This is a genomic window from Kluyvera georgiana (assembly GCF_050990895.1).
GTDB lineage: Bacteria > Pseudomonadota > Gammaproteobacteria > Enterobacterales > Enterobacteriaceae > Kluyvera > Kluyvera georgiana.
Window position 1 is genome coordinate 3,090,040 of the sequence record NZ_CP158865.1, and the last position, 24,030, is coordinate 3,114,069.

25 protein-coding genes and 1 pseudogene are annotated in these 24,030 nt (G+C 61.7%); 20 read left to right on the forward strand and 6 right to left on the reverse strand.

What is annotated here, in order from left to right; genetic code table 11:
* Window positions 1–135: 135 nt before the first annotated feature.
* Window positions 136–951 (forward strand): SDR family NAD(P)-dependent oxidoreductase, encoded by an 816-nt coding sequence (locus tag ABTW00_RS14775; protein ID WP_433636177.1) that lies wholly within the window; start codon window positions 136–138, stop codon window positions 949–951.
* A gap of 16 nt (window positions 952–967) precedes the next feature.
* Here ABTW00_RS14775 and ABTW00_RS14780 read toward each other — a convergent pair whose 3' ends face one another.
* The 4 genes from ABTW00_RS14780 to ABTW00_RS14795 all read right to left on the reverse strand — a co-directional run bounded on the left by ABTW00_RS14780 (window position 968) and on the right by ABTW00_RS14795 (window position 5,231).
* Window positions 968–1,867, reverse strand: a complete 900-nt coding sequence (locus ABTW00_RS14780) for a helix-turn-helix domain-containing protein (RefSeq protein WP_433636178.1) — start codon at window positions 1,865–1,867, stop codon at window positions 968–970.
* 171 nt (window positions 1,868–2,038) lie between these two features.
* Window positions 2,039–2,368 carry an NIPSNAP family protein gene (locus tag ABTW00_RS14785; protein ID WP_433636180.1) on the reverse strand — a complete coding sequence of 110 codons (330 nt, stop codon included), beginning with the start codon at window positions 2,366–2,368 and terminating at the stop codon, window positions 2,039–2,041.
* On the reverse strand, window positions 2,365–3,480 hold the full coding sequence (locus tag ABTW00_RS14790; RefSeq protein ID WP_433636181.1) for an NADH:flavin oxidoreductase/NADH oxidase: 1,116 nt from the start codon (window positions 3,478–3,480) through the stop codon (window positions 2,365–2,367). The genes ABTW00_RS14785 and ABTW00_RS14790 overlap by 4 nt, the downstream gene beginning before the upstream one ends.
* A gap of 14 nt (window positions 3,481–3,494) precedes the next feature.
* Window positions 3,495–5,231, reverse strand: coding sequence for an FAD-dependent oxidoreductase (locus ABTW00_RS14795; RefSeq protein ID WP_433636182.1), 1,737 nt, complete (start codon window positions 5,229–5,231; stop codon window positions 3,495–3,497).
* A 323-nt stretch (window positions 5,232–5,554) separates the two neighbouring features.
* Between ABTW00_RS14795 and ABTW00_RS14800 the strand changes: the two genes are divergently transcribed.
* On the forward strand, window positions 5,555–6,460 hold the full coding sequence (locus tag ABTW00_RS14800) for a helix-turn-helix domain-containing protein (protein WP_065356221.1): 906 nt from the start codon (window positions 5,555–5,557) through the stop codon (window positions 6,458–6,460).
* Here the strand turns inward: ABTW00_RS14800 and ABTW00_RS14805 are convergent.
* Together ABTW00_RS14805 and benC are read right to left on the reverse strand one after the other, a co-directional pair.
* The gene (locus ABTW00_RS14805) at window positions 6,457–8,190 is read right to left on the reverse strand and encodes a cytochrome P450 (protein ID WP_433641050.1); all 1,734 of its coding nucleotides are present in this window, start codon (window positions 8,188–8,190) and stop codon (window positions 6,457–6,459) included. The genes ABTW00_RS14800 and ABTW00_RS14805 overlap by 4 nt on opposite strands.
* 39 nt (window positions 8,191–8,229) lie before the next feature.
* Window positions 8,230–9,219, reverse strand: a pseudogene (gene benC / locus ABTW00_RS14810) (benzoate 1,2-dioxygenase electron transfer component BenC); the annotation flags it as partial.
* A 244-nt stretch (window positions 9,220–9,463) separates the two neighbouring features.
* Between benC and ABTW00_RS14815 the strand changes: the two are divergent.
* The 18 genes from ABTW00_RS14815 to ABTW00_RS14900 all read left to right on the forward strand — a co-directional run bounded on the left by ABTW00_RS14815 (window position 9,464) and on the right by ABTW00_RS14900 (window position 23,999).
* The gene (locus tag ABTW00_RS14815; protein WP_433636183.1) at window positions 9,464–10,186 is read left to right on the forward strand and encodes a beta-ketoacyl synthase chain length factor; all 723 of its coding nucleotides are present in this window, start codon (window positions 9,464–9,466) and stop codon (window positions 10,184–10,186) included.
* The gene (locus ABTW00_RS14820) at window positions 10,183–11,004 is read left to right on the forward strand and encodes a lysophospholipid acyltransferase family protein (RefSeq protein ID WP_433636184.1); all 822 of its coding nucleotides are present in this window, start codon (window positions 10,183–10,185) and stop codon (window positions 11,002–11,004) included. The genes ABTW00_RS14815 and ABTW00_RS14820 overlap by 4 nt, the downstream gene beginning before the upstream one ends.
* Window positions 10,979–11,236: a phosphopantetheine-binding protein gene (locus tag ABTW00_RS14825; RefSeq protein WP_064548955.1), complete on the forward strand. Its 258-nt coding sequence runs from the start codon at window positions 10,979–10,981 to the stop codon at window positions 11,234–11,236. Before ABTW00_RS14820 ends, ABTW00_RS14825 begins: the two co-directional genes overlap by 26 nt.
* A gap of 11 nt (window positions 11,237–11,247) precedes the next feature.
* A complete protein-coding gene (locus ABTW00_RS14830) occupies window positions 11,248–11,499 on the forward strand; it encodes an acyl carrier protein (RefSeq protein ID WP_064548954.1) in 252 nt (83 codons plus the stop codon).
* Between the two features lie 5 nt (window positions 11,500–11,504).
* Entirely contained in the window at window positions 11,505–12,086 is a 582-nt protein-coding gene (locus tag ABTW00_RS14835; protein WP_433636186.1) for a hypothetical protein, read from the forward strand.
* Window positions 12,083–13,441: an AMP-binding protein gene (locus ABTW00_RS14840; protein WP_433641053.1), complete on the forward strand. Its 1,359-nt coding sequence runs from the start codon at window positions 12,083–12,085 to the stop codon at window positions 13,439–13,441. The genes ABTW00_RS14835 and ABTW00_RS14840 overlap by 4 nt, the downstream gene beginning before the upstream one ends.
* Window positions 13,428–13,781, forward strand: coding sequence for an ApeI family dehydratase (locus ABTW00_RS14845; RefSeq protein ID WP_065356214.1), 354 nt, complete (start codon window positions 13,428–13,430; stop codon window positions 13,779–13,781). The genes ABTW00_RS14840 and ABTW00_RS14845 overlap by 14 nt, the downstream gene beginning before the upstream one ends.
* Window positions 13,772–15,463 (forward strand): glycosyltransferase family 2 protein, encoded by a 1,692-nt coding sequence (locus tag ABTW00_RS14850; RefSeq protein ID WP_433636187.1) that lies wholly within the window; start codon window positions 13,772–13,774, stop codon window positions 15,461–15,463. The genes ABTW00_RS14845 and ABTW00_RS14850 overlap by 10 nt, the downstream gene beginning before the upstream one ends.
* A 3-nt stretch (window positions 15,464–15,466) precedes the next feature.
* Window positions 15,467–15,889, forward strand: a complete 423-nt coding sequence (locus ABTW00_RS14855) for an acyl-CoA thioesterase (protein ID WP_064548941.1) — start codon at window positions 15,467–15,469, stop codon at window positions 15,887–15,889.
* Complete coding sequence (locus tag ABTW00_RS14860; RefSeq protein ID WP_433636188.1) at window positions 15,886–16,491, forward strand: LolA family protein; 606 nt, start codon at window positions 15,886–15,888, stop codon at window positions 16,489–16,491. The genes ABTW00_RS14855 and ABTW00_RS14860 overlap by 4 nt, the downstream gene beginning before the upstream one ends.
* Window positions 16,460–18,772 (forward strand): MMPL family transporter, encoded by a 2,313-nt coding sequence (locus ABTW00_RS14865; RefSeq protein ID WP_433636189.1) that lies wholly within the window; start codon window positions 16,460–16,462, stop codon window positions 18,770–18,772. Before ABTW00_RS14860 ends, ABTW00_RS14865 begins: the two co-directional genes overlap by 32 nt.
* Before the next feature lie 2 nt (window positions 18,773–18,774).
* Window positions 18,775–19,449, forward strand: a complete 675-nt coding sequence (locus ABTW00_RS14870; protein ID WP_433636190.1) for a DUF3261 domain-containing protein — start codon at window positions 18,775–18,777, stop codon at window positions 19,447–19,449.
* A 1-nt stretch (window position 19,450) separates the two neighbouring features.
* Window positions 19,451–20,620, forward strand: a complete 1,170-nt coding sequence (locus ABTW00_RS14875) for a beta-ketoacyl-[acyl-carrier-protein] synthase family protein (RefSeq protein ID WP_433636192.1) — start codon at window positions 19,451–19,453, stop codon at window positions 20,618–20,620.
* Complete coding sequence (locus tag ABTW00_RS14880; protein WP_433636194.1) at window positions 20,617–21,093, forward strand: ApeP family dehydratase; 477 nt, start codon at window positions 20,617–20,619, stop codon at window positions 21,091–21,093. Before ABTW00_RS14875 ends, ABTW00_RS14880 begins: the two co-directional genes overlap by 4 nt.
* Window positions 21,090–21,821, forward strand: a complete 732-nt coding sequence (locus ABTW00_RS14885; RefSeq protein WP_433636196.1) for a 3-ketoacyl-ACP reductase FabG2 — start codon at window positions 21,090–21,092, stop codon at window positions 21,819–21,821. Before ABTW00_RS14880 ends, ABTW00_RS14885 begins: the two co-directional genes overlap by 4 nt.
* Window positions 21,818–23,047, forward strand: a complete 1,230-nt coding sequence (locus ABTW00_RS14890) for a beta-ketoacyl-ACP synthase (RefSeq protein WP_433636197.1) — start codon at window positions 21,818–21,820, stop codon at window positions 23,045–23,047. The genes ABTW00_RS14885 and ABTW00_RS14890 overlap by 4 nt, the downstream gene beginning before the upstream one ends.
* 1 nt (window position 23,048) lies before the next feature.
* A complete protein-coding gene (gene acpT, locus ABTW00_RS14895; RefSeq protein WP_433636198.1) occupies window positions 23,049–23,633 on the forward strand; it encodes a 4'-phosphopantetheinyl transferase AcpT in 585 nt (194 codons plus the stop codon).
* Window positions 23,634–23,762: 129 nt separating this feature from the next.
* A complete protein-coding gene (locus ABTW00_RS14900) occupies window positions 23,763–23,999 on the forward strand; it encodes a hypothetical protein (RefSeq protein ID WP_433641055.1) in 237 nt (78 codons plus the stop codon).
* Window positions 24,000–24,030 lie beyond the last annotated feature (31 nt).

Genomic DNA, 24,030 nt, shown 5'->3' on the forward strand with positions numbered 1-24,030 from the left:
ATGATTGACGAAGGTCGAGGTTAGCGAAATCGCATCCAAAAGTCCCGGTCTGCTTTTCGTTCGTGCCTTCTCTTTCACCGCTCCACACCAAACAATGTCAGGGCATCTGTACCCAATAAAAACGTGGAGAAAACCATGACTGAATTACACGTATCCCCGGACTGGCTGGGCCTGCGCGGCCAGGTGTTTGCCGTCACCGGCGCGGCAAGCGGCATTGGCGAAGCCATCGCCACGGCGCTGGCGCAACAAGGGGCCAACGTCGCCCTGCTCGACGCGCAGCCGCAGCGCGCCGACGCGGTGCGCCTGAAGCTTGAACATCTGCCGGGAAAACGGGTGGCGCTGGCCTGCGACGTTAGCCGCGAAGAACAGGTCAAAGAGGCGGCGCAAAGCGTGCGCGCGCTGCTCGGGCCGTGCAATGGGCTGGTCAACGCGGCGGGTATTTTACGCCCGGCGGGACTGGCGGATATCAGCCTTGAGCAGTGGCAAACGCAGCTTAACGTCAACCTGACCGGCTATCTGCTGTGCGCGCGCGAGTTCGCTCACGATATGCGCGCGGCACGGCGCGGCAGCATTGTGCATATTGGTTCAATTTCCGGGCGCATTCCCCAGCCGTGGAGCGGCGCCTATAGTCCCGGCAAAGCCGCCGTTGGCCTGCTGTCGCAGCAGATTGCCGTCGAATGGGGGCAGGATGGCATTCGCAGCAATCTGGTGGCGCCGGGGATGATTGAAACCGCGCTGACCGCCGACTACTACGCCCAGCCGGGCGTGCGCGAAAGCCGCGAAGCGTTTACCGCCAGCCAGCGCATCGGCAAGCCGGAAGATATCGCCCACGCGGTACTGTTCCTGCTGAGTGAAAAATCGAGCTATATCAACGGTGCGGAAATTGGCGTCGACGGCGGCCTGCCGACCATGCTGATGGGCAAACTGCCGCGTCCCGGCTTCACCCGCTGATTACGGGCCTGCCCGGCTACAGCATGTGGGCAGGCTCAGCGCAGGTTTGCGTCGGTTTATCGCGAAAATCACGCGGTGAAAAGCCCGTACTGCGGCGGAAAAAACGCGAGAAATAGGTGGCGTCGCTGAACCCCAGATAGTCGGAAATCTGGCTGACGGTCATGCTGGTGTACAGCAGGCTGCGCTTGGCTTCCAGCAGCAGACGCTGATGCAGGACGCTCAGGGCGCTACAGCCGTGAAACTCGCGACACAGGGTATTGAGATGCACCCCGGACATGCCAATCTGGCTGGCGTAATGCGCCAGCGGGAAGTGTTCGCGATAGTGATTTTCCACCAGCTGATTAAAACGGCGTATCGCGGCGCGCTTGCGCTCCACTTTATCGCTCACCGCGACCGGCGCGGCCGCCTGGCGATTCAGCCAGACCATCAGCGCGCTGAGCAGCGAATGCAGCATCATATCGCGCGCCTCGTTCTCGGCCTGATACTCCAGCTGTAACGTTTGAAACAGGGTATGAATTTGCTCGCCCGCCTCGCCCACCGGCACGCGAAAAGCCCGGTTCAATACCTGCAACGAGCGGCCAAACTGCTGTTCGAACTGCGCCACCAGCGGCGCGGCCAGCGACAGCGAAAACCCCTGGGTTCCCGGCGAGAAACGAAAACCGTGAACGCAGAGCGCGGGGATAATCTGTACGCAGGCGCCCGCGAACGGCTGGCGGAGGCCTTCGATCTCAATCTCGCCCTGCCCTTGTTGAACGTAGAGGATCTGCACCAGATCGGTGTGCTGATGGGCGCGGATGCTCCAGTCGTAGAGGCTGCTGCGGCTTTGGATCGATTCACAATGCAGGAGATCCGGCGTCGGCCAGTGCCAGCTTTCGCCGTACAGTTTGAATACCGGGATGCTGTTTGCCAGGTTCATGGTGCCTCCGTGAGTGTGGTGAGCGGTTTTCCCTCACCCTAACCCTCTCCCCGAAGGGGCGAGGGAACCGATCGGCGCGGTTTGTCAGCCTGCCACCCAACATCCAGAAAAACAGAGCGGCACGGTTTTTCTCCCTCTCCCTTCCGGGGTGAGGGTTATCGCCGCACAAAACTACCCCGCCAACGACGGCATCGCCGTGGCGCGAATCAGCCGCGTCTCCTGCGCCACAATATACGGCTCCGACGCTTTAAGGTAGGCGGCAAAATCCGGATGCGCGTCGCGCAAACGGCTACGACGCTCGTACTCCGCCAGGCTTTCATAGCCCCACAGATGCACGAACTGGTTCTGCGGCCCGACAAAGCTGGTGTAAAACCCCAGCGGATTGCCCAGCGTCTCGCTCAGGACCGGCATCGCCAGGCGGTCAAACACCTCGATAAACGCGTCCATTTGACGCAGGCGAATAGTGTAAATACGGTGATCGATAATCGGCAACGTCATCATTTGGCCTCCTGAATACGGTGCGTTGGCCAGCCCAGCGGCCCAAAGCGGTCGTACGGTTTCGGCCACGGCGCGTTCTCGCCCAGCGCAATCGCCGCATGAATCGGCCAGTTGGGGTCATCAAGCATCCCGCGGCCAATCGCCACCAGATCGGCCCGCCCCTCGCGCACGATAGCCTCGGCCTGCGGCGCTTCGTAAATCAGCCCCACGGTAATGACCACCGCCTCCGGCAGCGCCTTTTTCACCGCTTCGGCAAACGGCACCATATAGCCCGGTTGGTCGGCGTTGGGCGTCTGATGATAGATGTTATAGCCACCGGAAACGTGAAGATAATCGTAGCCCAGCGCGTGCAGTTCACGGGCAAACTGCACAGCTTCATCCAGCGACAGCCCGCCGTCTGCGAATTCACCGCCGTTAAAGCGCACGCCCAGCGGGCGGCTTTTCGGCCACACTTCGCGCAGCGCGCGGGCCACCTGCAACGGGAAGCGCATGCGATTTTCCGGGCTACCGCCGTATTCATCCCCACGCTGATTGCTGAGCGGCGACAGAAACTGGTTCAGCAGATAGCCGTTGGCCGCATGCAGTTCGATAAAATCGCCCCCGGCGTTTAAAGCGCGCTGCGCGGCGTCGACGAAGCCCTGGGTAATACGCGCCATTCCGGCTTCGTCCAGCACCTGCGGTACGCGCCAGCCGGGTTTGTAAGGCATAGCCGAAGGGGCGACCGTCGGCCAGCCGCCTTCCTCATCGCCGAGCGATGCGCCCTGATTGCGCCACGGCGCATTGGTGCCCGCTTTACGGCCCGCGTGGTTAAGCTGAACGCCGATGGGCGTGTTGCTGTAGGTGCGAATATCGGCCAGCAGTTTTTGCAGCCCCTGCGCCTGTTCGCGATTCCACAGCCCCAGACAGTGCGGCGTAATCCGCCCGTCTGCGGTCACGCCGTGGGCCTCGCAAATCACCATTCCCGCGCCAGAAATCGCCAGGCCGCCAATGTGCTGCGCGTGCCAGGGCGTGGCGATACCGTCCGCCTGCGCCGAGTATTGCGACATCGGTGGGACAACGATGCGGTTCGCCAGCGTCAGCGGGCCAACCTGCAATGGGCTAAAAAGTGTCGACATAGTGTTCTCCTGATTTATGAAGCTTCGCGGTCGAGCTGCATTGCCGTTTCACCGCGCGCCGCCATGCTGCGGGCGGCGATATAGCCAAAGGTGGCCGCCGGACCAAGGGTAATCCCCGCGCCGGGGTAGCTGCCGCCCATCATGCTGGCCATTTCGTTACCGGCGGCGTACAGGCCCGGAATCGGCAGCCCCTGGTTATCCAGCACCCGCGCTTCGCCGTCGGTTTTCAGGCCGTGGAAGGTGCCAAGGTCGCCCATGTACAGCTTCACGGCGTAAAACGGCCCCTGCTCGATGGGGGCGACGCAGGGGTTCGGCTGATGGGTGGCGTCGCCGAGATAGCGGTTATACGCCGACTCGCCGCGGCCAAACTGCGGGTCTTTGCCGAGACGGGCATCGGCGTTATAGCGACTCACCGTCTCTTCAAACGCCGCCGTCGGGACGCCCATTTTTTGCGCCAGCTCAGCCAGCGTTTTTCCTTCGACCAGATAGCCGTTTTTCAGGTAGAGCGAGACGGGAATCGGCGCGGGCTTGGCAAACCCCATGCCGTATTTGCGCAGCGCGCGGCGGTCGCAAATTTGCCAGGCGAAGGTTTCGCTGTCGTCACGGCAGGTGTCAATCATCGCGATACCAACGTCATGGTAGGAATCCGCTTCGTTACAAAAGCGCACGCCGTGGCGGTTGATCATGATAAAACCCGGCTTGTAGCGGTCGACAAGATGCGGGAAGACGTACGACTGACGGCCAATCTGCACTTTTGATGCGGGGATCCACGCCGCGCCGTTGGCGTAGCTGTCGTCAAAGCGCGCGCCAATGCGCTCGGCCATGGCGATGCCGTCGCCGGTATCCACGCCGGGCGGCGTTGGCGACAGCTGAATACCGCCGCGTCGAACGTGCGGGTAGAGCTTCTTCAGCCGCGATTCATCGCGGGCAAAACCGCCGGAAGCCAGCACCACGCCGCGTCGGGCATACAGTCTGACCCGCTCGCCGTTGAGTTCAACCTCCACGCCGCGCACGACGCCGCGTTCAACGATCAGATCTTTCGCCGCGACGCCGGTATGGATCGGAATGCCGAGATCCCGCGCCGAACAGGCCAGCCGAGCCACCACCGCGTTGCCGCCGTTGGCGGTGATGCCGCGCCCGTAGCGCGCCACCTCCAGCAGATGCCGACTCAGCCGCTTCACCACGTAAGTGAATGATGTCAGCGAACGGGTGGCGTTAAAAAAGTGCTTCAGGTCGTTGTTGGATGAGCTGAACATCATGCCCATAAAGGTGATGGTACGCAGCGGTTTACGCAGGCGCGGCATCGCGTCGCCCAGCTCGCGGATATCAAACGCCTCCGGCACCACCGAACGGCCACGCATCACCCCGCCGGGGGCGTCCGGATGGTAGTCAGGGTACTGGTACAGATTGCAGCGAAAGCGGGTTTTTTCTTCGAAAAAGCGCAGCATTTCCGGCCCGTTTTTCAGGAAGGCATCCACCACTTCCGGGCGGAAGCTCTCCCCGGCTTCGCTTTGCAGATAGGTGCGCGCGGCGGCCTGGCTGTCGTCGATGCCCTGCTGGCGCGCCAGATGGTTGTCGGGGATCCACAGCACGCCGCCGGAAAAAGCGGTGGTACCGCCAAAGACCCGATCTTTTTCAATAACCTGGACGTCTAACCCATTCAGGCCCGCGGTCACCGCGGCGGATAGCCCGCCGACGCCGCTGCCAATCACCAGCACGTCGCATTCGCGAGCGGGAAGTTCTACAGCCATAGGGTACCTCGCAGATGAATAATTTTTATCGTTTTGCTTATGTTATAAAAACGTTACATATGCATTTTTCACAGCCCGCAGGGGAAACAGAAGGCCACTTTCACACCAAAACCTGCACTTTTCGACAATTGCGAAGAACTGTGTGCCAGCGCAAATTTTTGCCTGCGCCGCTATAGAGAAGCGCCCGCTTTGCCACCCGTTCCACATCACAAGATGAAGATTCTGCACTTGCGCGATCGCGCATTTTATCGCCGAATTTAATCTCTTCTCCCTATCGGAGCATTGCCCCATGCGGCACATAAAAACAGGACAAAACCAGCATCATGCCCGCTAACGCCGCGCGGAAAACGCTGCCCAACTACGCGCTGTATGGCGCACAGGCCGCCGTGGACAGCGTCCATCACGAGCGCATACCCGCGCGCGCCAGCCGCTTCGGCTTCGAGATCGAGCCGCACTTTCACGAGGCGCTGATTCAGGTGCTTTACCTGACTGACGGCGGCGGCGAAACCTCGATTGACGGCCAGCTCTGGCAGCTGGAGGCACCGTGTCTGGTGGTGATTCCCGCCCGCTCGGTGCACGGCTTTCGTTTTCACGAGGAGGTGGACGGCCACGTCATCACCACCGCGCAGTCGGCGATCGAGTCGATCGCTATGACCGCCGCGCCCGAACTGCTGGCGTTTGTCCGCACGCCAGCGGTACTGGCGGTCGACCCACAGAGTCGCCGCGGCGCGCCGCTGGAGACGCTGTTCGACGCCATCGGTCGCGAAGCGGAGCATCCGGAACGCTGGCAGTACACCGCCGGGCTGGCGCTGACTATCGCCCTGTTTGTGCAGATTGCCCGCCAGAGCGAGCAGGCGCGGCTGGCGGGCAACCCTGCCCGCGCCGCCCTGGTGGCGCGCATTGAGCGTTTCCGGCTGCTGCTCGATGAACGCTGCCGCACCCGCCAGCCGGTGGCCAGCTATGCCGATGCGATGGGCATTTCCGCCGGTCAGCTCACCCGCATTTGCCGCGAGGCGTTTGGCATTTCGGCCATCGAAGCCATTGACCGGCGCGCCGTACACGAAGCCCGTCGGCTGCTGGTTTACTCGACGCTCAGCGTCAAGCAGATCGCCCGCGAGCTGGGGTTTCGCGACGAGGCCTACTTTGGCCGTTTTTTCCGCAAGCAAACCGGGCTGCGGCCCACGGAATACCGGCATCAGGAGCAGGGCCGCCTGTCCCACTCTGCTTAATCCGCCCGCGCGGTCATCTGCACATACAGGTGTTCAGGGCCGGAGTTGGTGAGGTTATTGCCGCGTACGTACTGGATAGGCCGCGCCGGGTCGAGGCGAATATCACCCACTTTGCGGGCGATAAGCCGGGTGGCGATCAGCGTTTCAAGCTTGGCCAGCGGCTGCCCAAGGCACTTGTGGATGCCGTTGCCAAAGCCGAGATGCCCGCTAGTATCGCGGTCGATATCAAACGTTTCGCCGTTGACGAATTTGCGGCTATCGCGGTTCGCCGCCGACAGCAGCAGGCGTATCACCGCCCCTTTCGGGATCTCGACGCCCGCCACCGTTGTGGCTTCCGTGGTGATGCGGCTCACCCGCTGGACGGTGCCGCGATAGCGCGCCACCTCTTCCACGAAGCGATCGGCATCGTCCAGGTTGTCGTGAATACGCGCCACCAACTGCGGCTGCTCGGCAAACATACGGAAGGCGTTGGCCACCAGAATGGTGGTGGTATCGTGCCCGGCGATAAAGACAAAGGCGCACAGCTCTTTAGCCTCTTTCTCCGACAGCAGCCCCTCTTTCCACATGCGGGCAATATGCCCGCCAATCGACTGGCTGTTGCTGAGATACAGCCGTTCCATCGCCTCTTTCAGGTAGGCGAAGAAGGCCATCGCGCTCTGTTCATCGGTGCCGGTGCCGGGGGCGTTACGCGCCAGACGGCCAAAGTAGCTGAAGGTTTCGTCCGACCAGAACTTCATCTTCTCTTCGTCTTCGTTCGGCACGTCGATCATCGTTGAAATGGTGGCGATACTGAGCGGAATGGCAAAATCTTCCACCACGTCGCCGCCGCCGTTCGCCAGCATCCGGTCAATCAGCGCCTCGGCGCGGCGTTCAATTTCGGGAATAAACGGGTCCAGGGCGAGCGGCATAAACGACGGCTGCGCCACTTTGCGCAGACGAGTATGCCCCGGCGCGTCGAACAGGGTGAGGAAAGTCAGCGGCGGCGGGCTGACCACTTCCGACGAGAACAGTTTCGGGTTGCGAATCGCCTGATACACGTCGTCATAACGCGACAGGAACCAGACGTCGGTGGTCGCCGACTGGCAGCGCAGCACCGGCGCGTGTTCACGCATCCAGCGGTAGTGTTCGTAGGGGTCGCCCTGCGAGCCGTCATCCACCACCTTAAACGGCGCCAGCCCTTCCGGCCACGCCAGCTCGTGTGAGTATGGCGGCAGCGACGGCAGCAAGTCGTGGAACGGACAGCGCGGCGCTTCGGGTTCCGGCACGGGCGGCGTGACGGCGACAGGCGTCGTCTTCAGCGCCAGCGCCCGGCTCATGGTGGTGCGGGAATGGTGCGCGTGCTGCGCCAGCACGTCGCGGGCGGCGTTGAGGTCGCCATATTCAAAGGCCGAAACCAAATCCCGGTGCTGTTGCACTATATCGCCGACGATTTCGACGCTGGCGGTCAGCGCGCGGTCAATGTAATCCCGCACCGCCAGCTGCGCGTACAGCGCAATCAACTGCGCGTTGCGGGTGGCCTCTATCAGGAACTGATGGAAAGCGTGGTTGGCCGCCACATAGCCCGCCACGTCGAGGAAACGCCGCCCGGAGACAAACGCCGCGGTGGCGTCAGCCAGATGCCGGAAGGTGGTCAGCTGTTCGCCGGAGAGCCGTCCCATGGTCAGCTGCACCGCGCCAAGCTCCAGCGCCAGGCGCAGGTCGAACGCGTCATCCACGTCCGCCGCCACCATTTGCTGCTCGCCGCTCTGCACAGGCTGCGTCGCCCCGGCAAACTTTTCATAGTAGAAGTTACGCGGCATCACCCCGGCGTTGTCCAGATAGCTGCGCACCGCGTCCACCATCGGCGGCGGGCCGCAGAGATAGACATCCACCTCGCCGGCGTTAAGCAGGCGGGCATCAATGTGTTCGGTGACATAACCTTTATGCGGGTAGCGGCTTTCCGGGTCGGCAACGGTGCAGCGATAGCTGAAGTTCGGCAAACGCGCGGCATAAGCGTCGAGGGTCTCCAGCGCTACCAAATCTTCGTCGCGGGTCACGCCAAAAATCAGATGTACCGGCTGGGTGGTCTCGCCGTCATCCGCCAGCTTCGCCAGCATCGACAGGAACGGGGCCAGACCGGTCCCTCCCGCCAGAAACAGCGCCGGGCGCTCAAGTGGGCGCAGGTAGAAGCTGCCCATCGGCCCGCAAAAAGTCATCGCCTCGCCGACACTGGCGTGCTCGTTCAGCCAGGTCGACATCAGCCCCTGCGGCACGTTGCGGACCACGAACGACACTTCGTTTTCTGAGGGGCCGGAACTGAAGGAGTACGAGCGCGTCAGATCGCTGCCGGGCACCTGCACATTGACATACTGCCCCGGCAGGAAGCTCAGCGCCTGGCGGTCATCGAGGGCAATCGAGAAAGTCAGGGTCGACGGCGACAGCGCGCGGCTGGCGGTGAGGTGCCCGTGGAAGGTTCCCACGCCAGCGGCGTCCGACGCAGCAGCAATCTCAATCACGCAGTCGCTGGACGGACGCATCTGGCAGGTCAGCACCCTGCCCGCCTGCGCTTCTTGCGCTGAAAGCGCTTCATCAACGTAGTCGCCGTGCTGATAGTCACCGGCCGCGCAGGTGGCCTTGCAGGTACCGCAGACGCCGTCACGACAGTCCAGCGGAATACTGATTCGGGCGCGCAGCGCCGCATCGGCGACGGACTCACCGGCGCGGCAGTCAATTATCTGCGTCGCGCCATCCTCAAAACGAAGGGTAATCTGATGGGTCATCTCTTCTCATCCTCCAGGCAGTTGCGGTCGGAAAATCCGATGCCTCATCAAATGCTGGATGCCGTTTTGAATCAACGGACAGAGATGACATTAAACAGGACAAAACCGGCATCCTGGCCGGTTAGCGCGCGCGGTCACATTTGTGGGGGGCCGCGATGGCATAAGAAATCGCGTTAAGACGGCGCGGTATGGTATTTTGACGTTCACCCAAAGGTTGGTTGACGCATAAATTGGGCGCGAATGCATGAAATTATCCCTCAACATCATTGACTGGCAGGCCGCTGCGCCTGGGCTCGCTGGCGAGGCGCAATGGCGAGACTGGTCGCTGCACGCACAGGCTATCGACCCCTCGGCCCCGCTTGCCAAACCCACGGCGCTGCCGATGATGACCGCGCGCCGCCTCAGCTCGGGCAGCAAGCTGGCCGTGGAGTGCGGCCTGACGCTCCTGCGCCGCCAGCCGGTCGATGCCGTGCTGTTCACCAGCCGCCACGGCGAGCTGGAGCGAAACTTCCGTCTCCTGCAGGCGCTGGCGACGGAACAACCGCTCTCGCCGACCGATTTCGCCCTCTCGGTACACAACTCGTCGGTGGGCAATCTGACCATCGCCGCCCAACAGCCGCTGGTGTCCTCGTCGCTCTCGGCGGGAAGAGATACGTTTCAACAAGGGTTATGTGAAGCTATCGCCCTGATTCATGCGGGATACCGCCGGGTTTTGCTGGTCGATTTTGACGGTGAACTACCCGCGTTTTATCATCCCCATTTGCCGCCGACGATGCCGACCTGGCCCTATGCCGTCGGGCTGGTGCTGGAAGCCGGGGACACATGGCGCTGCCAGACGCAGCCGGGTACCACTCAGGATGAGCCCGCGCTGCCGCAAAGCTTGCTGTTCCTCAGGCACTACCTTCAGGATGCCCGAGCCTTTACCATCGACGGCGAGCGTATGCAGTGGTGCTGGAGCCGGACATGAGCGGGAAAAGTGGTCGTCTGAACCGCCTCTGGCGCGCCGCGATGACCGGCGTTTGTTTCGCCCTGTTTGGCGTGGGTGGTCTGCTGCTCTCGTTGATTTGGTTTAATTTATTACTGCTGATCGTGCGCGACAAAACGCGCCGCAAACGGCTGGCGCGGCGCAGTATCTCGGCCAGCTTTCGCCTGTTCTTAGCGGTGGTGAAAGCCGTTGGCGTGCTGGACTACCGCATTGAAAACGCCGACGCGCTGCGTGAGGATCGCGGCTGTCTGGTGGTGGCGAACCATCCTAGTCTGATTGACTACGTCATGCTGGCCTCTATCATGCCGGAAACCGATTGTCTGGTAAAAAGCGCGCTGCTGCGTAATCCCTTCGTCAGCGGCGTGATTCGCGCAGCGGATTATCTGATTAACGATCGGGCCGATATCCTGCTGCCGGCCAGCTGCCAACGCGTGCAGCAGGGTGACACAATTTTGATTTTTCCCGAAGGAACGCGTACCGTGCCGGGCGAAAAAATGACGCTCCAGCGCGGCGCGGCGAATATTGCCGTCCGCTGCGGCTGCGACATTCGTATCGTGGTGATTCGCTGTACCGAATCTATGCTAAGTAAACAGCGTAAATGGTACGATGCGCCCCCCACCCGGCCCCGGTTTACCGTTACGGTGGGTGAACGGGTACGCGTCGAGGCGTTTTATTCAACAGAAGAACAAGAACCGGCGCTGGCTGCAAGACGATTAAATCGGCACCTTTTGCTGAAATTACAAACAAATACTGAGACTGGCATAGGAATTAATGATGCAAGCGCTTCATCTCGAAATTAAGCATCTCATCATCAACACATTAAATCTGGATGAGCTTACCGTTGAGGATATCGATAGCGAGGCGGCGCTGTTTGGCGACGGACTCGGTCTGGACTCCATTGACGCTCTGGAGCTCGGTCTGGCGGTAAAAAATCAGTACGGCGTGGTGCTCTCCGCGGAAAGCGACGAGATGCGCCAGCACTTTTTCTCGGTCGCCACCCTGGCGTCTTTCATTCAATCACAGCGCGCATAAGGAGCCAGGCTATGAACGAACAACACGCAATTTACGCCGAAGTCTCCGCGCTGCTGGAGACGCTTTTTGAGATAGACCCGCAGGATATTAAGCCGGAAGCCCGTCTGTATGAAGACCTTGAACTGGACAGCATTGACGCTATCGATATGGTCGTGCAGCTGCAAAAGAAGGTCGGTAAAAAAATTAAGCCGGAAGAGTTCAAAGCCGTTCGTACCGTGCAGGATGTGGTTGATGCGGTCGCTGGCCTGCTGAAAGAAGCGTAACCGCCGTGTCGAGCGCGCGCTCACTGCCGCTTGTCGCCCTGATAACGGGCGCACTCCTGCTCGCCTGGCCCCTGCTGATTGGCTACGCGCTGGCGCATCAGCGCCTGCAATGGTTGCTGCCGCTCATGGCGCTGCTGTTTCTCCTGCGTTTTTGCCAGACCGGTCGTCAGGCCGGGCCGCTGCGCGTCGTTACGCAGACAGTCGCCGCGGCTGGCGTCACGCTGTGCGTGGCCAGCTACCTGCTGAAAACCCATCAGCTGTTACTGCTATACCCGGTGGTGGTCAACGCCGTGATGCTGGCGGTATTTGGCGGTTCGCTGTGGTCGACCATGCCGATTATTGAACGGCTGGCGCGACTGAAAGAGCCCAATCTGCCCCCGCAGGCAGTGCGCTATACCCGGCGGGTGACGCAAATCTGGAGCGGTTTCTTTATCGTTAACGGCAGCGTGGCCCTCTTTACCGTGGCGTACGGCGACATGGCGCTATGGACGCTGTGGAACGGCATGATCGCCTATCTGTTGATGGGCGGGCTCATGGCGGGAGAATGGCTGATTCGCCGTCGCCTGAGAAAACGGGAGCCGCAATGAAGCCGCCGCTGACGCTTGCCGAATGGCTCACCGCCCCTCGCCCTTCGGCGACGCCTATCGCCTGGCAGCACGATCGCCTGTGGACGCTGGCGCATTTACGCAGCGACGTTGCGCGCTTGATGGCGCGCTTGCAGCACCAGCAGGGCGACCGCTGGGCGCTGTGCTGTGAAGACGGTTATCGGTTTATCGTCGCCCTGCTGGCGACCCTGCACGCGGGCAAAACCCCGGTGCTCCCCGGCCATAGCCGCCCCGCGCTGCTCGATGAACAGCGCGCGCTTTTCGACGGCGTACTGAGCGACGCCGCGCTGGACTGGACGGGAACGCAGCTGATAGTGGGCACCGCGCCAGCTCTCAGTGACGTCGTTCACTTTCCACCCTTGCGCGACGATGCCGTGATCGAGCTGTTCACCTCCGGCTCCACCGGGCAGCCCAAGCGTATCGTCAAGCCGATTGTCTGCCTCGACCGTGAGGCCGGGCTGCTGTCCGCGCAGTTTGCCGAACGCCTTGCCGGCTGTCGTTTCGTCGCGTCCGTCACGCCGCAGCATCTTTACGGCCTGACGTTTCGCATTTTCCTGCCGATGACGCTCGGCCTGCCGTTAAATGCCACGATGTTCGCGTTCCCCGAACAGCTGGCTGCGCTAAGCCACGCTCATCGCTACGCGTTTATCAGCAGCCCGGCCTTTCTCAAACGCCTCGATCCGCAGCTGGTGCCGCCGCCGTTGGCGATGGCCCTCTCCGCTGGCGGCGTGCTGGACTGGCAGGATGCGCAGCGTAGCGCCGCCTGGCTGAAGGTCTGGCCGGATGAAATTTACGGCAGCACCGAAACCGGCGTTATCGCGTGGCGCTACCGTGAACGGGAAAATCCGCGCTGGCAGCCTTTCCCGGGTATCCATTTCGCCCGGCAAGATGCGGCGTTTCGCGTGTATTCGCCGCTGATCGCCGACGTTAACGGTTTTGTGCTCGAAGATGTGTTACAGATTTCCGCAAACGGTCATTTTCATCTGCTTGGTCGCCATGGCCGGGTGGTTAAAATCGAAGAAAAACGCGTTTCGCTCAGCGAAATAGAGCAACGCCTGCTGGCGCTGGATGGCATTCGCGAGGCCGTCGCGCTGCCCGTCACCCGCCACGGTCGCCAGAGCGTAGGCGTGCTGCTGGTGCTGGACGAAGACGCCCGTCTGCGCTGGCAAAACGGCGAAGGGAAAGCCCTGGAGCGGGCGTGGCGACGCGCGCTGCGCCCCTGGCTGGAGCCGGTCGCCGTGCCGCGCTACTGGCGCGTGATTGATGAAATTCCGGTTAACAGCATGAATAAGCGTGTCTATGCGCAATTGCAGGAGTTATTGCATGAAACCCCGTGAAATTGAGCGCCATCAGGCACCGTCGCAGCAGCTCGAGATTGTGCTTACTCTCGATCCCGATCTTTGCTGGTTCCAGGGGCACTTTGCCATTCAGCCCCTGCTGCCCGGCGTGGCGCAGCTGGACTGGGTAATGCACTACGCCGCCACGGAGCTTGCCCCCGGCTGGCGTTTTCACAGCCTGCAGAACGTGAAATTTCAGGCTCCGCTCCTGCCCTCCACGGTGGTCACGTTGACGCTGAACTGGCAGGAAGCGCGCGGGCTGCTGACGTTCAGCTACCTGCGCCACGATGGCGATGCGCGCCACACGGCCAGCAGCGGGAAAATTCGGCTATGTCGTTGACTTTTTCCCCCTGCGTGGTCATTCCCTGCTACAACCACGGCCCGATGATGGCGAGCGTGCTCGCACGCCTGCAGCCGTTTGGCATGCCCTGCATCGTGGTCGACGACGGCAGCAATGCCGCCACCCGCGAAGCGCTGGAACAGCTGGCCGCGCAAACCGAGAATCTGACGCTGATTCGGCAGGCGGAAAACGCCGGTAAAGGCGCGGCGGTGCTCTGTGGGCTACAGGCGGCGGCAGCGGCGGGCTATAGCCATGCCGTCCAGTTGGATGCCGACGGCCAGCACGCGATTGAAGATATTCCCAAACTGCTGACGCTGGCGAAAGCACACCCGACGGCGCTGATTTCCGGCCAGCCGGTTTACGACAGCTCGATTCCCCGTTCGCGCCGGTATGGCCGCTGGGTGACCCACGTCTGGGTATGGATTGAAACGCTGTCGCTGCAGCTGAAAGACAGCATGTGCGGTTTTCGCGTCTACCCGCTAGCCCCCACGCTCCAGCTCGCCCAACGCGTGACGCTTGGTCAGCGGATGGATTTTGATACCGAAGTGATGGTGCGGCTCTACTGGCAGGGCAACACCAGCTATTTTGTCCCGACCCGCGTGACCTATCCGCCGGATGGGCTTTCCCATTTCGATGCCTTCAAAGACAACCTGCGCATTTCATGGATGCACACGCGGCTGTTCCTTGGCATGCTGCCGCGCATCCCAAAGCTGCTATTTCGCCGCGCCTCCCCGCACTGGGCACGCCAGCAGGAGGTCAGAGGCTTATGGGGGATGCGCCTGATGTTGCAAGTGTGGCGCTTACTGGGACGAAAAGCCTTTACGCTGCTGCTCTACCCGGTAGTGGGCGTCTACTGGTTAACTGCACGGCGCGCTCGCCACGCTTCACAGCGCTGGGTAACGCGGGTGCGTGAACAGCTCATTGAGCGCGGCATGCCGGTGCCGAAAAACCTCACCAGCTATCAGCACTTCCTGCGTTTTGGCAACGCGATGCTCGATAAAATCGCCAGCTGGCGCGGCGAGCTGCAACCTGGCCGCGACGTGGTCTTCGCGCCCGGCACGGAAGCGACCTTAAACGGCGGCGAGGGTCGCGGCAAGCTGCTGCTGGTCTCACATCTGGGGGATGTTGAAGTGTGTCGCGCGCTGGCGCAACGGGAGGGCAGCACGGTGATCAACGCGCTGGTGTTCAGCGATAACGCCCAGCGCTTTAAACAGATTATGCAGGAGATGGCCCCGCAGGCGGGGATTAACCTGCTACCGGTGACCGATATTGGCCCGGACACCGCCATGCTGCTGCAGGAAAAACTGGACCGTGGCGAGTGGATCGCCATCGTCGGCGACCGCATTGCGGTCAGTCCGCAGCGCGGCGGCCAATGGCGCGTGTGCTGGAGCCGTTTTATGGGCCAGCTCGCGCCGTTCCCGCAGGGGCCGTTTATTCTCGCCGCCCTGCTGCGCTCCCCGGTCGAACTGCTGTTCGCGCTGCGCCAGCAGGGGCAGCTGCATATTCACTGTGAGCCGTTTGCCGACCCGCTGCCGCTACCGCGAGCCAACCGCCAGCAGGCGCTTCAGCACGCCATCGACCGCTATGCCGAACGCCTCGAGCACTATGCGCTGCAGTCACCGCTCGACTGGTTTAACTTTTTTGATTTCTGGCAGCTGCCGGATCCGCAACACAAGGATTAAAGGGTGCTAAACGATCCCCGTTTTACGGCTGAAGTTGAGCTGACCATTCCTTTTCACGACGTCGACATGATGGGCGTCGTATGGCACGGCAACTACTTCCGCTATTTCGAAATCGCCCGCGAAGCGCTGCTGAACCAGTTCAACTACGGCTATCGGCAGATGAAAGCCTCCGGCTACCTGTGGCCGGTGGTTGATACCCGCGTAAAGTACCGTCACCCGCTGACGTTCGAGCAGCGCATTCGCGTCCGTGCGCGCATTGGCGAGTTTGAGAACCGCCTGCGCATCAACTACGACATTTTCGATGCCGAAAGCGGCCAGCGCGCCACCAGCGGCTACACCATCCAGGTGGCGGTGGACGACGCCAGCGGCGAGATGTGCTTCGTCAGCCCGGATATTTTGTTTGAACGTATGGGGGTCACGCCATGAGATGGCTGCCGCTGCTGGCGCTATTGATAAGTCCGTTTGTCAGCGCGATGACGCTCGACACGCTGCAACAGCGCTTTACCGAACAGCCGGTGATTCGCGCGCACTTCGACCAGACCCGGACCATCAAGGATCTGCCGCAGCCGCTGCGATCCCAGGGGACGATGCTGATCGCCCGCGAGCAGGGGCTGCTGTGGGATCAAACCAGCCCATTCCCGATGCAGCTCCTGCTCGATGACAAACGCATGGTGCAGGCCATTAACGGCCAGCCGCCGCAGACCATCACCGCGGAAAACAACCCGCAGATGTTCCAGTTTAACCACCTGCTGCGCGCGCTGTTCCAGGCCGATCGCACCGTGCTTGAGCAAAACTTCCGCGTCGATTTTAAAGACCAGGGCGCAGGCCGCTGGACGCTACGCCTGACGCCAACCACGACGCCGCTGGATAAAATCTTCGCCACCATTGATTTGGCCGGTAAAGACTATCTGGAGCGCATTGCGCTAAACGATAAACAGGGCGATCGCACCGACATTGTCCTCTCTCAACACCAACTGACGCCCGCCCAACTGACCGATGACGAACGCCAGCGCTTTGCCGCCCCGTAAACGCCCGGCGCTGCTGTGGGCATTCTGCTGCCTGCTGATGCTGGCGGCGCTGCTGATGCTGCTGCCAAAAGCGCGGCTGAACAGCAGCGTGCTGGCCATGCTGCCGAAGCAGGCAATGGGCGCGATTCCGCCGAGCCTCAACGACGGGTTTATGCAGCGCCTCGACCGTCAGCTGGTCTGGCTGGTCAGCCCCGGCAAACAGGCCGACCCGCAGGTCGCCCGCGACTGGCTGGCGCTGCTGGAAAAATCGCAGATGCTGGCGGAAGTCAAAGGCCCGATGGATGCCGACAGCCAGCAAGCCTGGGGTGATTTTTTCTGGCAGCACCGTAACGGCCTGATTGACCCGGAGACCCGCGCGCGGCTACAAAACGGCGGCGCAGCGCAGGCGCAGTGGATCCTCTCCCAGCTCTATTCGGCCTTCTCCGGCGTAAGCGGCAAAGAGCTGCAAAACGATCCGCTGATGTTAATGCGCGGTTCGCAGCTGGCGATGGCGAAAAATGGCCAGCGGCTAAGGCTGATGGACGGCTGGCTGGTGACGCAGGATCGCGACGGACGCTACTGGTATCTGCTGCACGGCGAGCTGTCGGGTTCGTCGTTCGACATGCAGCGAACGCACCGACTGGTGACCACGCTGAGCGCGCTGGAAAGCGAGCTGAAGGCCCGTCATCCGCAGGCACAGCTGCTGTCGCGCGGGACGGTGTTTTACAGCGACTACGCCAGTCAGCAGGCGAAGCAGGATATCTCAACGCTCGGTACAGCAACGATACTCGGCGTAGTGCTGTTGATCCTTCTCACTTTCCGCTCGCTGCGCCCGCTGCTGCTGTGTCTGGTCTCCATCACCATCGGCGCGCTGGCGGGCACCGTCGCCACGCTGCTGGCGTTCGGCGAGCTGCACCTGATGACGCTGGTAATGAGCATGAGCATTATCGGTATTTCCGCCGACTACACGCTCTACTACCTGACCGAGCGCATGGTACATGGCGCGGAAGCCTCGCCGTGGCAAAGCCTCGCCAAAGTGCGTAGCGCGCTGCTGCTGGCGCTGCTGACCACCGTGGCAGCGTACCTGATCATGATGCTCGCCCCCTTCCCCGCCATCCGGCAGATGTCGGTATTTGCGGCCGTCGGCCTTTCCGCTTCCTGTCTGACGGTGATTTTCTGGCATCCGTGGCTGTGTCGTGGTTTGCCGGTGCGCCCGGTTCCGGCGCGGGGGTTGATGCTGCGCTGGTTGGCCGCATGGCGACGCAAGCGAAAACTGTCCGTCGGCCTGCCGATGGCGCTGGCGATTTTCTCGCTGGCGGGCCTCGCCGCGTTGCGCGTCGATGACGATATCTCGCAGCTTCAGGCGCTACCGCAGCACATTCTGGCGCAGGAAAAAGCGATTACCGCGCTAACCGGACAGCCCGTCGATCAAAAATGGTTTGTGGTTTACGGCAGTTCTGCACAGCAAACGCTGGAACGGCTGGAAGGGTTTATTCCCGCGCTGGAGCAGGCGAAACAACGCGGCTGGATCAGCGGCTATCGCACGATTCCGCTGAATTCCCTCGCCCGGCAGCAGCAGGATCTTAAGGCGTTGAAAACCGCCGCGCCCGCCATCGCTCAGGCGCTCGCCAGCGCCGGGCTCACCACGGTGAATCCGGACCTTAAGCCCATGCCGGTGACGGTCGATCGCTGGCTGAGCAGCCCTGTCAGCGAAGGCTGGCGTCTGCTGTGGCTGACGTTGCCCAACGGTGAAAGCGGCGTGCTGGTACCCGCTGAAGGGGTAAAAGCGAGCGCGGCGCTGGATGCGCTGAGTAAAAAACAGCCCGGCGTCGCGTGGCTGGATCGTAAGCACTCCTTTGACGCGCTGTTCGCGCTCTATCGCCATATTCTGACCGGCCTGCTGGGCGTGGCGCTGGCGGTAATTGCCTGCGGCGCAATCGCCCGCCTCGGCTGGCGGAAAGGGGCCATCAGCCTTGTCCCCTCACTGCTGTCATTAGGCTGCGGGCTGGCGGTGCTGGCGTTGAGCGGACATCCGCTGAACCTGTTCTCGCTGCTGGCGCTGGTGCTGGTGTTGGGGATCGGTATTAACTACACCCTATTTTTCAGCAACCCACGCGGCACGCCGCTGACGTCGCTGCTGGCAATTACGCTGGCGATGCTGACCACCCTGCTGACGCTTGGTATGCTGGTCTTTAGCGCCACGCAGGCCATCAGCAGTTTCGGTATCGTGCTGGTGAGCGGCATTTTCATCGCCTTTCTGCTATCGCCGCTGGCGATGCCGACGAAAAGAGAGAACAAATAACGATGATGACAGAGACCTTTTTTGCCGGATGGCGGCGTTGCCTTATCCGGCCTACAGCGTACCGCGAAGCGTGTCGACGGGGTAAGACGCAGGGGCGTCGCCATCCGGCAATCAACGCCCTTTTTCTGATAGGCGCGCTGCTGCTGACCGCTTGCAGCCACACGCAACCGGCGCCATCCGCTCGCCCGCAGGCGTGGCTGGAGCCGGGAACCCGCGTGATACTGCCCGCGCCGGGCATCTCTCCGGCGCTCAGTTCTCAGCAGCTGCTGACCGGCAGCTTCAACGGTCAGACCCAGTCGCTGCTGGTCATGCTGAACGCCGATGACAAAAAACTCACCCTCGCGGGGCTGTCGTCGGTCGGCATTCGTCTATTTCTCGCCACCTACGACGAACACGGTCTGCACACCGAGCAGTCGATCGTTGCGCCACAGCTGCCGCCCGCCAGCCAGGTACTGGCCGACGTGATGCTCAGCCACTGGCCCATCAGCGCCTGGCAGCCGCAGTTGCCCGCCGGCTGGACGTTGACCGACAGCGGCGATAAGCGCGAGCTGCGCAACGCGCGCGGTAAGCTGGTGACCGAAATCACCTACCTCAACCGCCACGGCAAACGTCAGCCGATTAGCATTGCGCAGCACGTTTTTAAATACCACATCACCATTCAATATCTGGGTGACTGAGATGATCTACATTTCGGCAGTCGGCATGATCAATGCGCTGGGCAACACGCTCGATGAGATCGCCGCGAACCTGACGCGCGGCGTGGCCCCCGGCATGCGCCCAAGAACCGGCTGGCTTCAGGGACATCCAGAGGCCGTGCTGGGCGGCGTCGACGGCGAGCTGCCCGTTATTGCTGATACCTTTCGCGACCACCGCTCGCGCAACAACCAGCTGCTGCTGGCCGCGCTGGCGCAGATTCAGCCGCAGGTGGATGCTGCTATCGCGCGGTATGGCCATGAGCGAATCGCCGTGGTGCTCGGGACCAGCACCTCCGGCCTGGATGAGGGCGACACGCACGTCAACCTGACCCTGAACGGTGAAGCCAGCACTGCGTGGCGCTATCCGCAGCAGGAACTGGGCGACCCGTCGCGCTTTCTCAGCCACTGGTTAGCGCTCGACGGCCCGGCGTTTACCCTTTCAACCGCCTGTTCCTCCAGCGCGCGCGCGATCATCAGCGGTCGTCGCCTGATTGAGGCCGGACTGGCGGACGTGGCGATTGTCGGCGGCGCGGATACCCTGAGCCGAATGCCGATTAACGGTTTCCACAGCCTGGAGTCGCTCTCCACCACGCGGTGCCAGCCGTTTGCTCAGGATCGTTGCGGCATCACCATCGGTGAAGGCGCGGCGTTGATGCTGCTGACGCGTGAACCGCAGCCTATCGCGCTGCTGGGCGTCGGCGAGTCGAGCGATGCTTACCATATTTCCGCGCCGCATCCCCAGGGAGAAGGCGCGATTCGCGCGATTCAGCAGGCGCTGGACGATGCGGGGATGGCCCCTGGCGATATCGGCTACATTAATCTGCACGGCACCGCGACGCCGCTAAACGATCGGATCGAATCTCACGTGGTGAACGCGCTGTTTGGCGAAGCGGTTCCCTGTAGTTCCACCAAGCACCTGACCGGCCACACGCTGGGCGCGGCAGGCATCACCGAGGCGGGGATAAGCATGTTGATATTACAAAGAAATCTACCGCTTCCTGCCCAGGACTTTAGCCTGTCGCCGCGCGACCCGGCGCTGGCACCGTGCGGGATTATTACGCAGCCACAAACGCTGAAGCACCCGGTTATCCTGTCAAATTCGTTCGCTTTTGGCGGTAACAACGCCAGCATCCTGCTCGGGAGGGTTTCATGAGCCGCTATTTATCACCCGGCAGCTATCTGCCGCACGATGCCCCCATGCTGCTGCTGGAAGAGGTGGTGAGCGTGACCGAGGAAACCGCTATTTGCCGCGTCACCGTGACGCCCGACGGCGTACTGGGGCCGTATCTCGATCCGCAAGGAAACCTCCCCGGCTGGTTCGCGCTGGAGCTGATGGCACAGACCGTCGGCGTGTGGTCCGGCTGGCATCGTCAGCAGAAAGGTCTGGAAGCGATGCCGCTGGGGATGGTGCTCGGCGCCCGTGAGCTGGTTTGCGCCGCGGGCGCGTTGCCGGGCGGAAAAACGCTTGCTGTCGCCATTAGCCGCCTGATGCAGGACGAACGTTTCGGCAGTTTTGAATGCACGATTGATGCAGGCGCGGAGCCGCTGGCATCGGGTCGTGTGAACACCTTCCAGCCGACGGCGGAAGAACTTCATTCTCTCTTTCAACAAGGAGCGTGCGCATGAGTCGTTCAGTTTTAGTGACTGGTGCCAGCAAAGGGATCGGGCGCGCCATCGCCCAAAAGCTGGCGGCGGAAGGTTTTGTAGTCGGCGTCCATTATCATCAGGACGAGGCCGGCGCACGGGAGACGATGGAAGCGATTCACGCCCTTGGCGGCGCGGGGCGTTTGCTGCAATTTGACGTTGCAAACCGCGCGCAGTGCCGCACGGTGCTGGAGCAGGATATTGCGGCGCACGGCGCATGGTACGGCGTGGTGAGCAATGCGGGTATAACGCGCGATGCCGCCTTCCCGGCGCTCAGCGATGACGACTGGGATGCGGTGATCCACACCAATCTCGACAGTTTCTACAACGTCATCCAGCCCTGCATCATGCCGATGATTAGCGCGCGCCAGGGAGGACGCATTATCACGCTCTCTTCCGTCTCTGGCGTGATGGGCAACCGGGGTCAGGTGAACTACAGCGCCGCCAAAGCGGGCATTATTGGCGCCACCAAAGCGCTGGCGATAGAGCTGGCAAAACGCAAAATTACCGTTAACTGCATTGCGCCGGGGCTTATCGATACCGGCATGCTGCAGATGGAAGAGACGGCACTAAAAGAGGCCATGGCCGCTATCCCGATGAAACGCATGGGCCAGGCGGACGAAGTGGCCGGGCTGGCCGCTTATCTGATGTCAGATATTGCCGGTTACGTGACTCGCCAGGTCATTTCCATTAATGGAGGGATGCTATGACGCGCCGCGTGGTGATTACCGGAATGGGCGGCGTCACCGCCTTTGGCGATAACTGGCAGGACGTTTCCACCCGGCTGCTGGCCTATGAAAACGCCGTACGGTATATGCCGGAATGGCAGAAATTCGAGGGGCTGCAAACGCTGCTGGGCGCGCCGATAGAAGACTTCAGGCTGCCGGACCACTACACCCGTAAGCGCATCCGCGCGATGGGCCGCGTGTCGCTGCTGTCGACGCGGGCCACCGAGCTGGCGCTCGAGCAGGCGGGTTTGCTCGACGATAAGGTGCTGACTAATGGTGAAACCGGGATTGCCTATGGTTCCTCAACCGGCAGCACCGGCCCGATGAGCGAATTCGCCACCATGCTCACCGAGAAGCACACCAATAACATTACCGCTACCACCTACGTGCAGATGATGCCGCACACCACCGCCGTGAATACCGGCCTGTTCTTTGGCCTGCGCGGGCGGGTTATCCCCACCTCCAGCGCCTGTACCTCGGGCAGTCAGGCGATTGGCTACGCGTGGGAAGCCATACGCCACGGCTACCAGACCGTGATGGTCGCAGGCGGCGCAGAGGAACTGTGCCCCTCTGAAGCGGCCGTCTTTGATACGCTGTTCGCCACCAGCCAGCGCAATGACCAACCGAAAACAACGCCCTCCCCGTTCGATGAGAAACGCGACGGTCTGGTGGTCGGTGAAGGCGCCGGAACGCTCATTCTTGAAGAGCTGGAGCACGCAAAAGCGCGCGGCGCGACCATCTTCGGCGAGATCGTCGGCTTTGCCACCAACTGCGATGCCGCCCATATCACCCAGCCGCAGCGCGAAACCATGCAAATCTGTATGGCGCAGTCGCTCAAGGCGGCGGGCTTAAGTCCGCAGGATATCGGCTATATTTCGGCCCACGGCACCGCAACGGACCGCGGCGATCTTGCCGAAAGCCAGGCGACCGCGGCCCTGTTCGGTGACCGCGTCCCCTTTGCCTCGTTGAAAGGCTATTTTGGTCATACCCTCGGTGCCTGCGGCGCGCTGGAGGCCTGGATGAGTCTGCAGATGATGCGCGAAGGCTGGTTTGCGCCCACGCTCAACCTCCGGCATCCGGATGAAAACTGCGGTGCGCTGGACTACATCATGGAGAAGGCCCGCCGGGTGGATTGCGAGTTCCTGCAGAGTAATAACTTTGCCTTCGGCGGCATCAACACCTCGATGATTATTCAACGCTGGCCCTGAAATGTACCGGCTTTATCTGGGGAACATTCCGGCGTTAAGCGCCATTCCGCTCACCGACCACGTCATGGCTGCGGCACCGCAGGGCGAAAGACGCGCCGCCTGGCTGGCGGGTCGGGCGCTGCTTTCCCACGTCTGCTCACCGCTGCCGGAGATTATCTATGGCGAACAGGGGAAACCGGCCTTTGCCCGCGAGCAGCCGCTGTGGTTCAACCTGAGCCACAGCGGCGACAACATCGCCCTGCTTCTCAGCGACGAAGGAGAAGTGGGCTGCGATATCGAGGTTATCCGCCCGCGCCCGCGCTGGCCATCGCTGGTCAGCGCGTTTTACAGCGCCGGCGAACAGGCGGAAATTGCCGCCGAACGCCCGGAACACCAGCTTGCCGCCTTCTGGCGCATCTGGACGCAAAAAGAAGCTATCGTGAAACAACGCGGCGGCGGCGTGTGGCGGATGGCCGAGATCGACAGCACGCAGCCTGCGACGCATTTTATTGCTCATTGCCAGCAAAATGCGCTCAGTCTGGCCGTCTGTACGCCAACACCGCTCAACATTCAGGACATAATTGTCGACATCAGCCCACAACGTTGATTTTGGTCAACTCCACGTCGACGCATAAGCTGCATTTTATGCGCACTTTATATTTACAGGGTGAATAGTTCATTGGTATTACGACTCGAACACATGTTTATCCGGCCCGGGAGCCTGTGGGGCTGGCTGATGTGCAACGCGCTTAACGGCATGGCTATCGTGCTCTGTTTTAGCGCCGTCAGCGCCTGTGTTGGCATCCGGGAATCGGTATGGCATATCGTCGTCACGCTGGCGATTATCGTCTCCACCTTTTACAGCGCCAACTATTTCTCCGCGCTGGAATCTCGCAACGACAAGCGGCGCTATTTTTTGTTAGCCTGGGTCATCGTGACCGTGTTACTGAATTTTATCCACGTCTGGGGCTAAACGGGCGCCGGAGGGGTAACCCGCCCCAGCG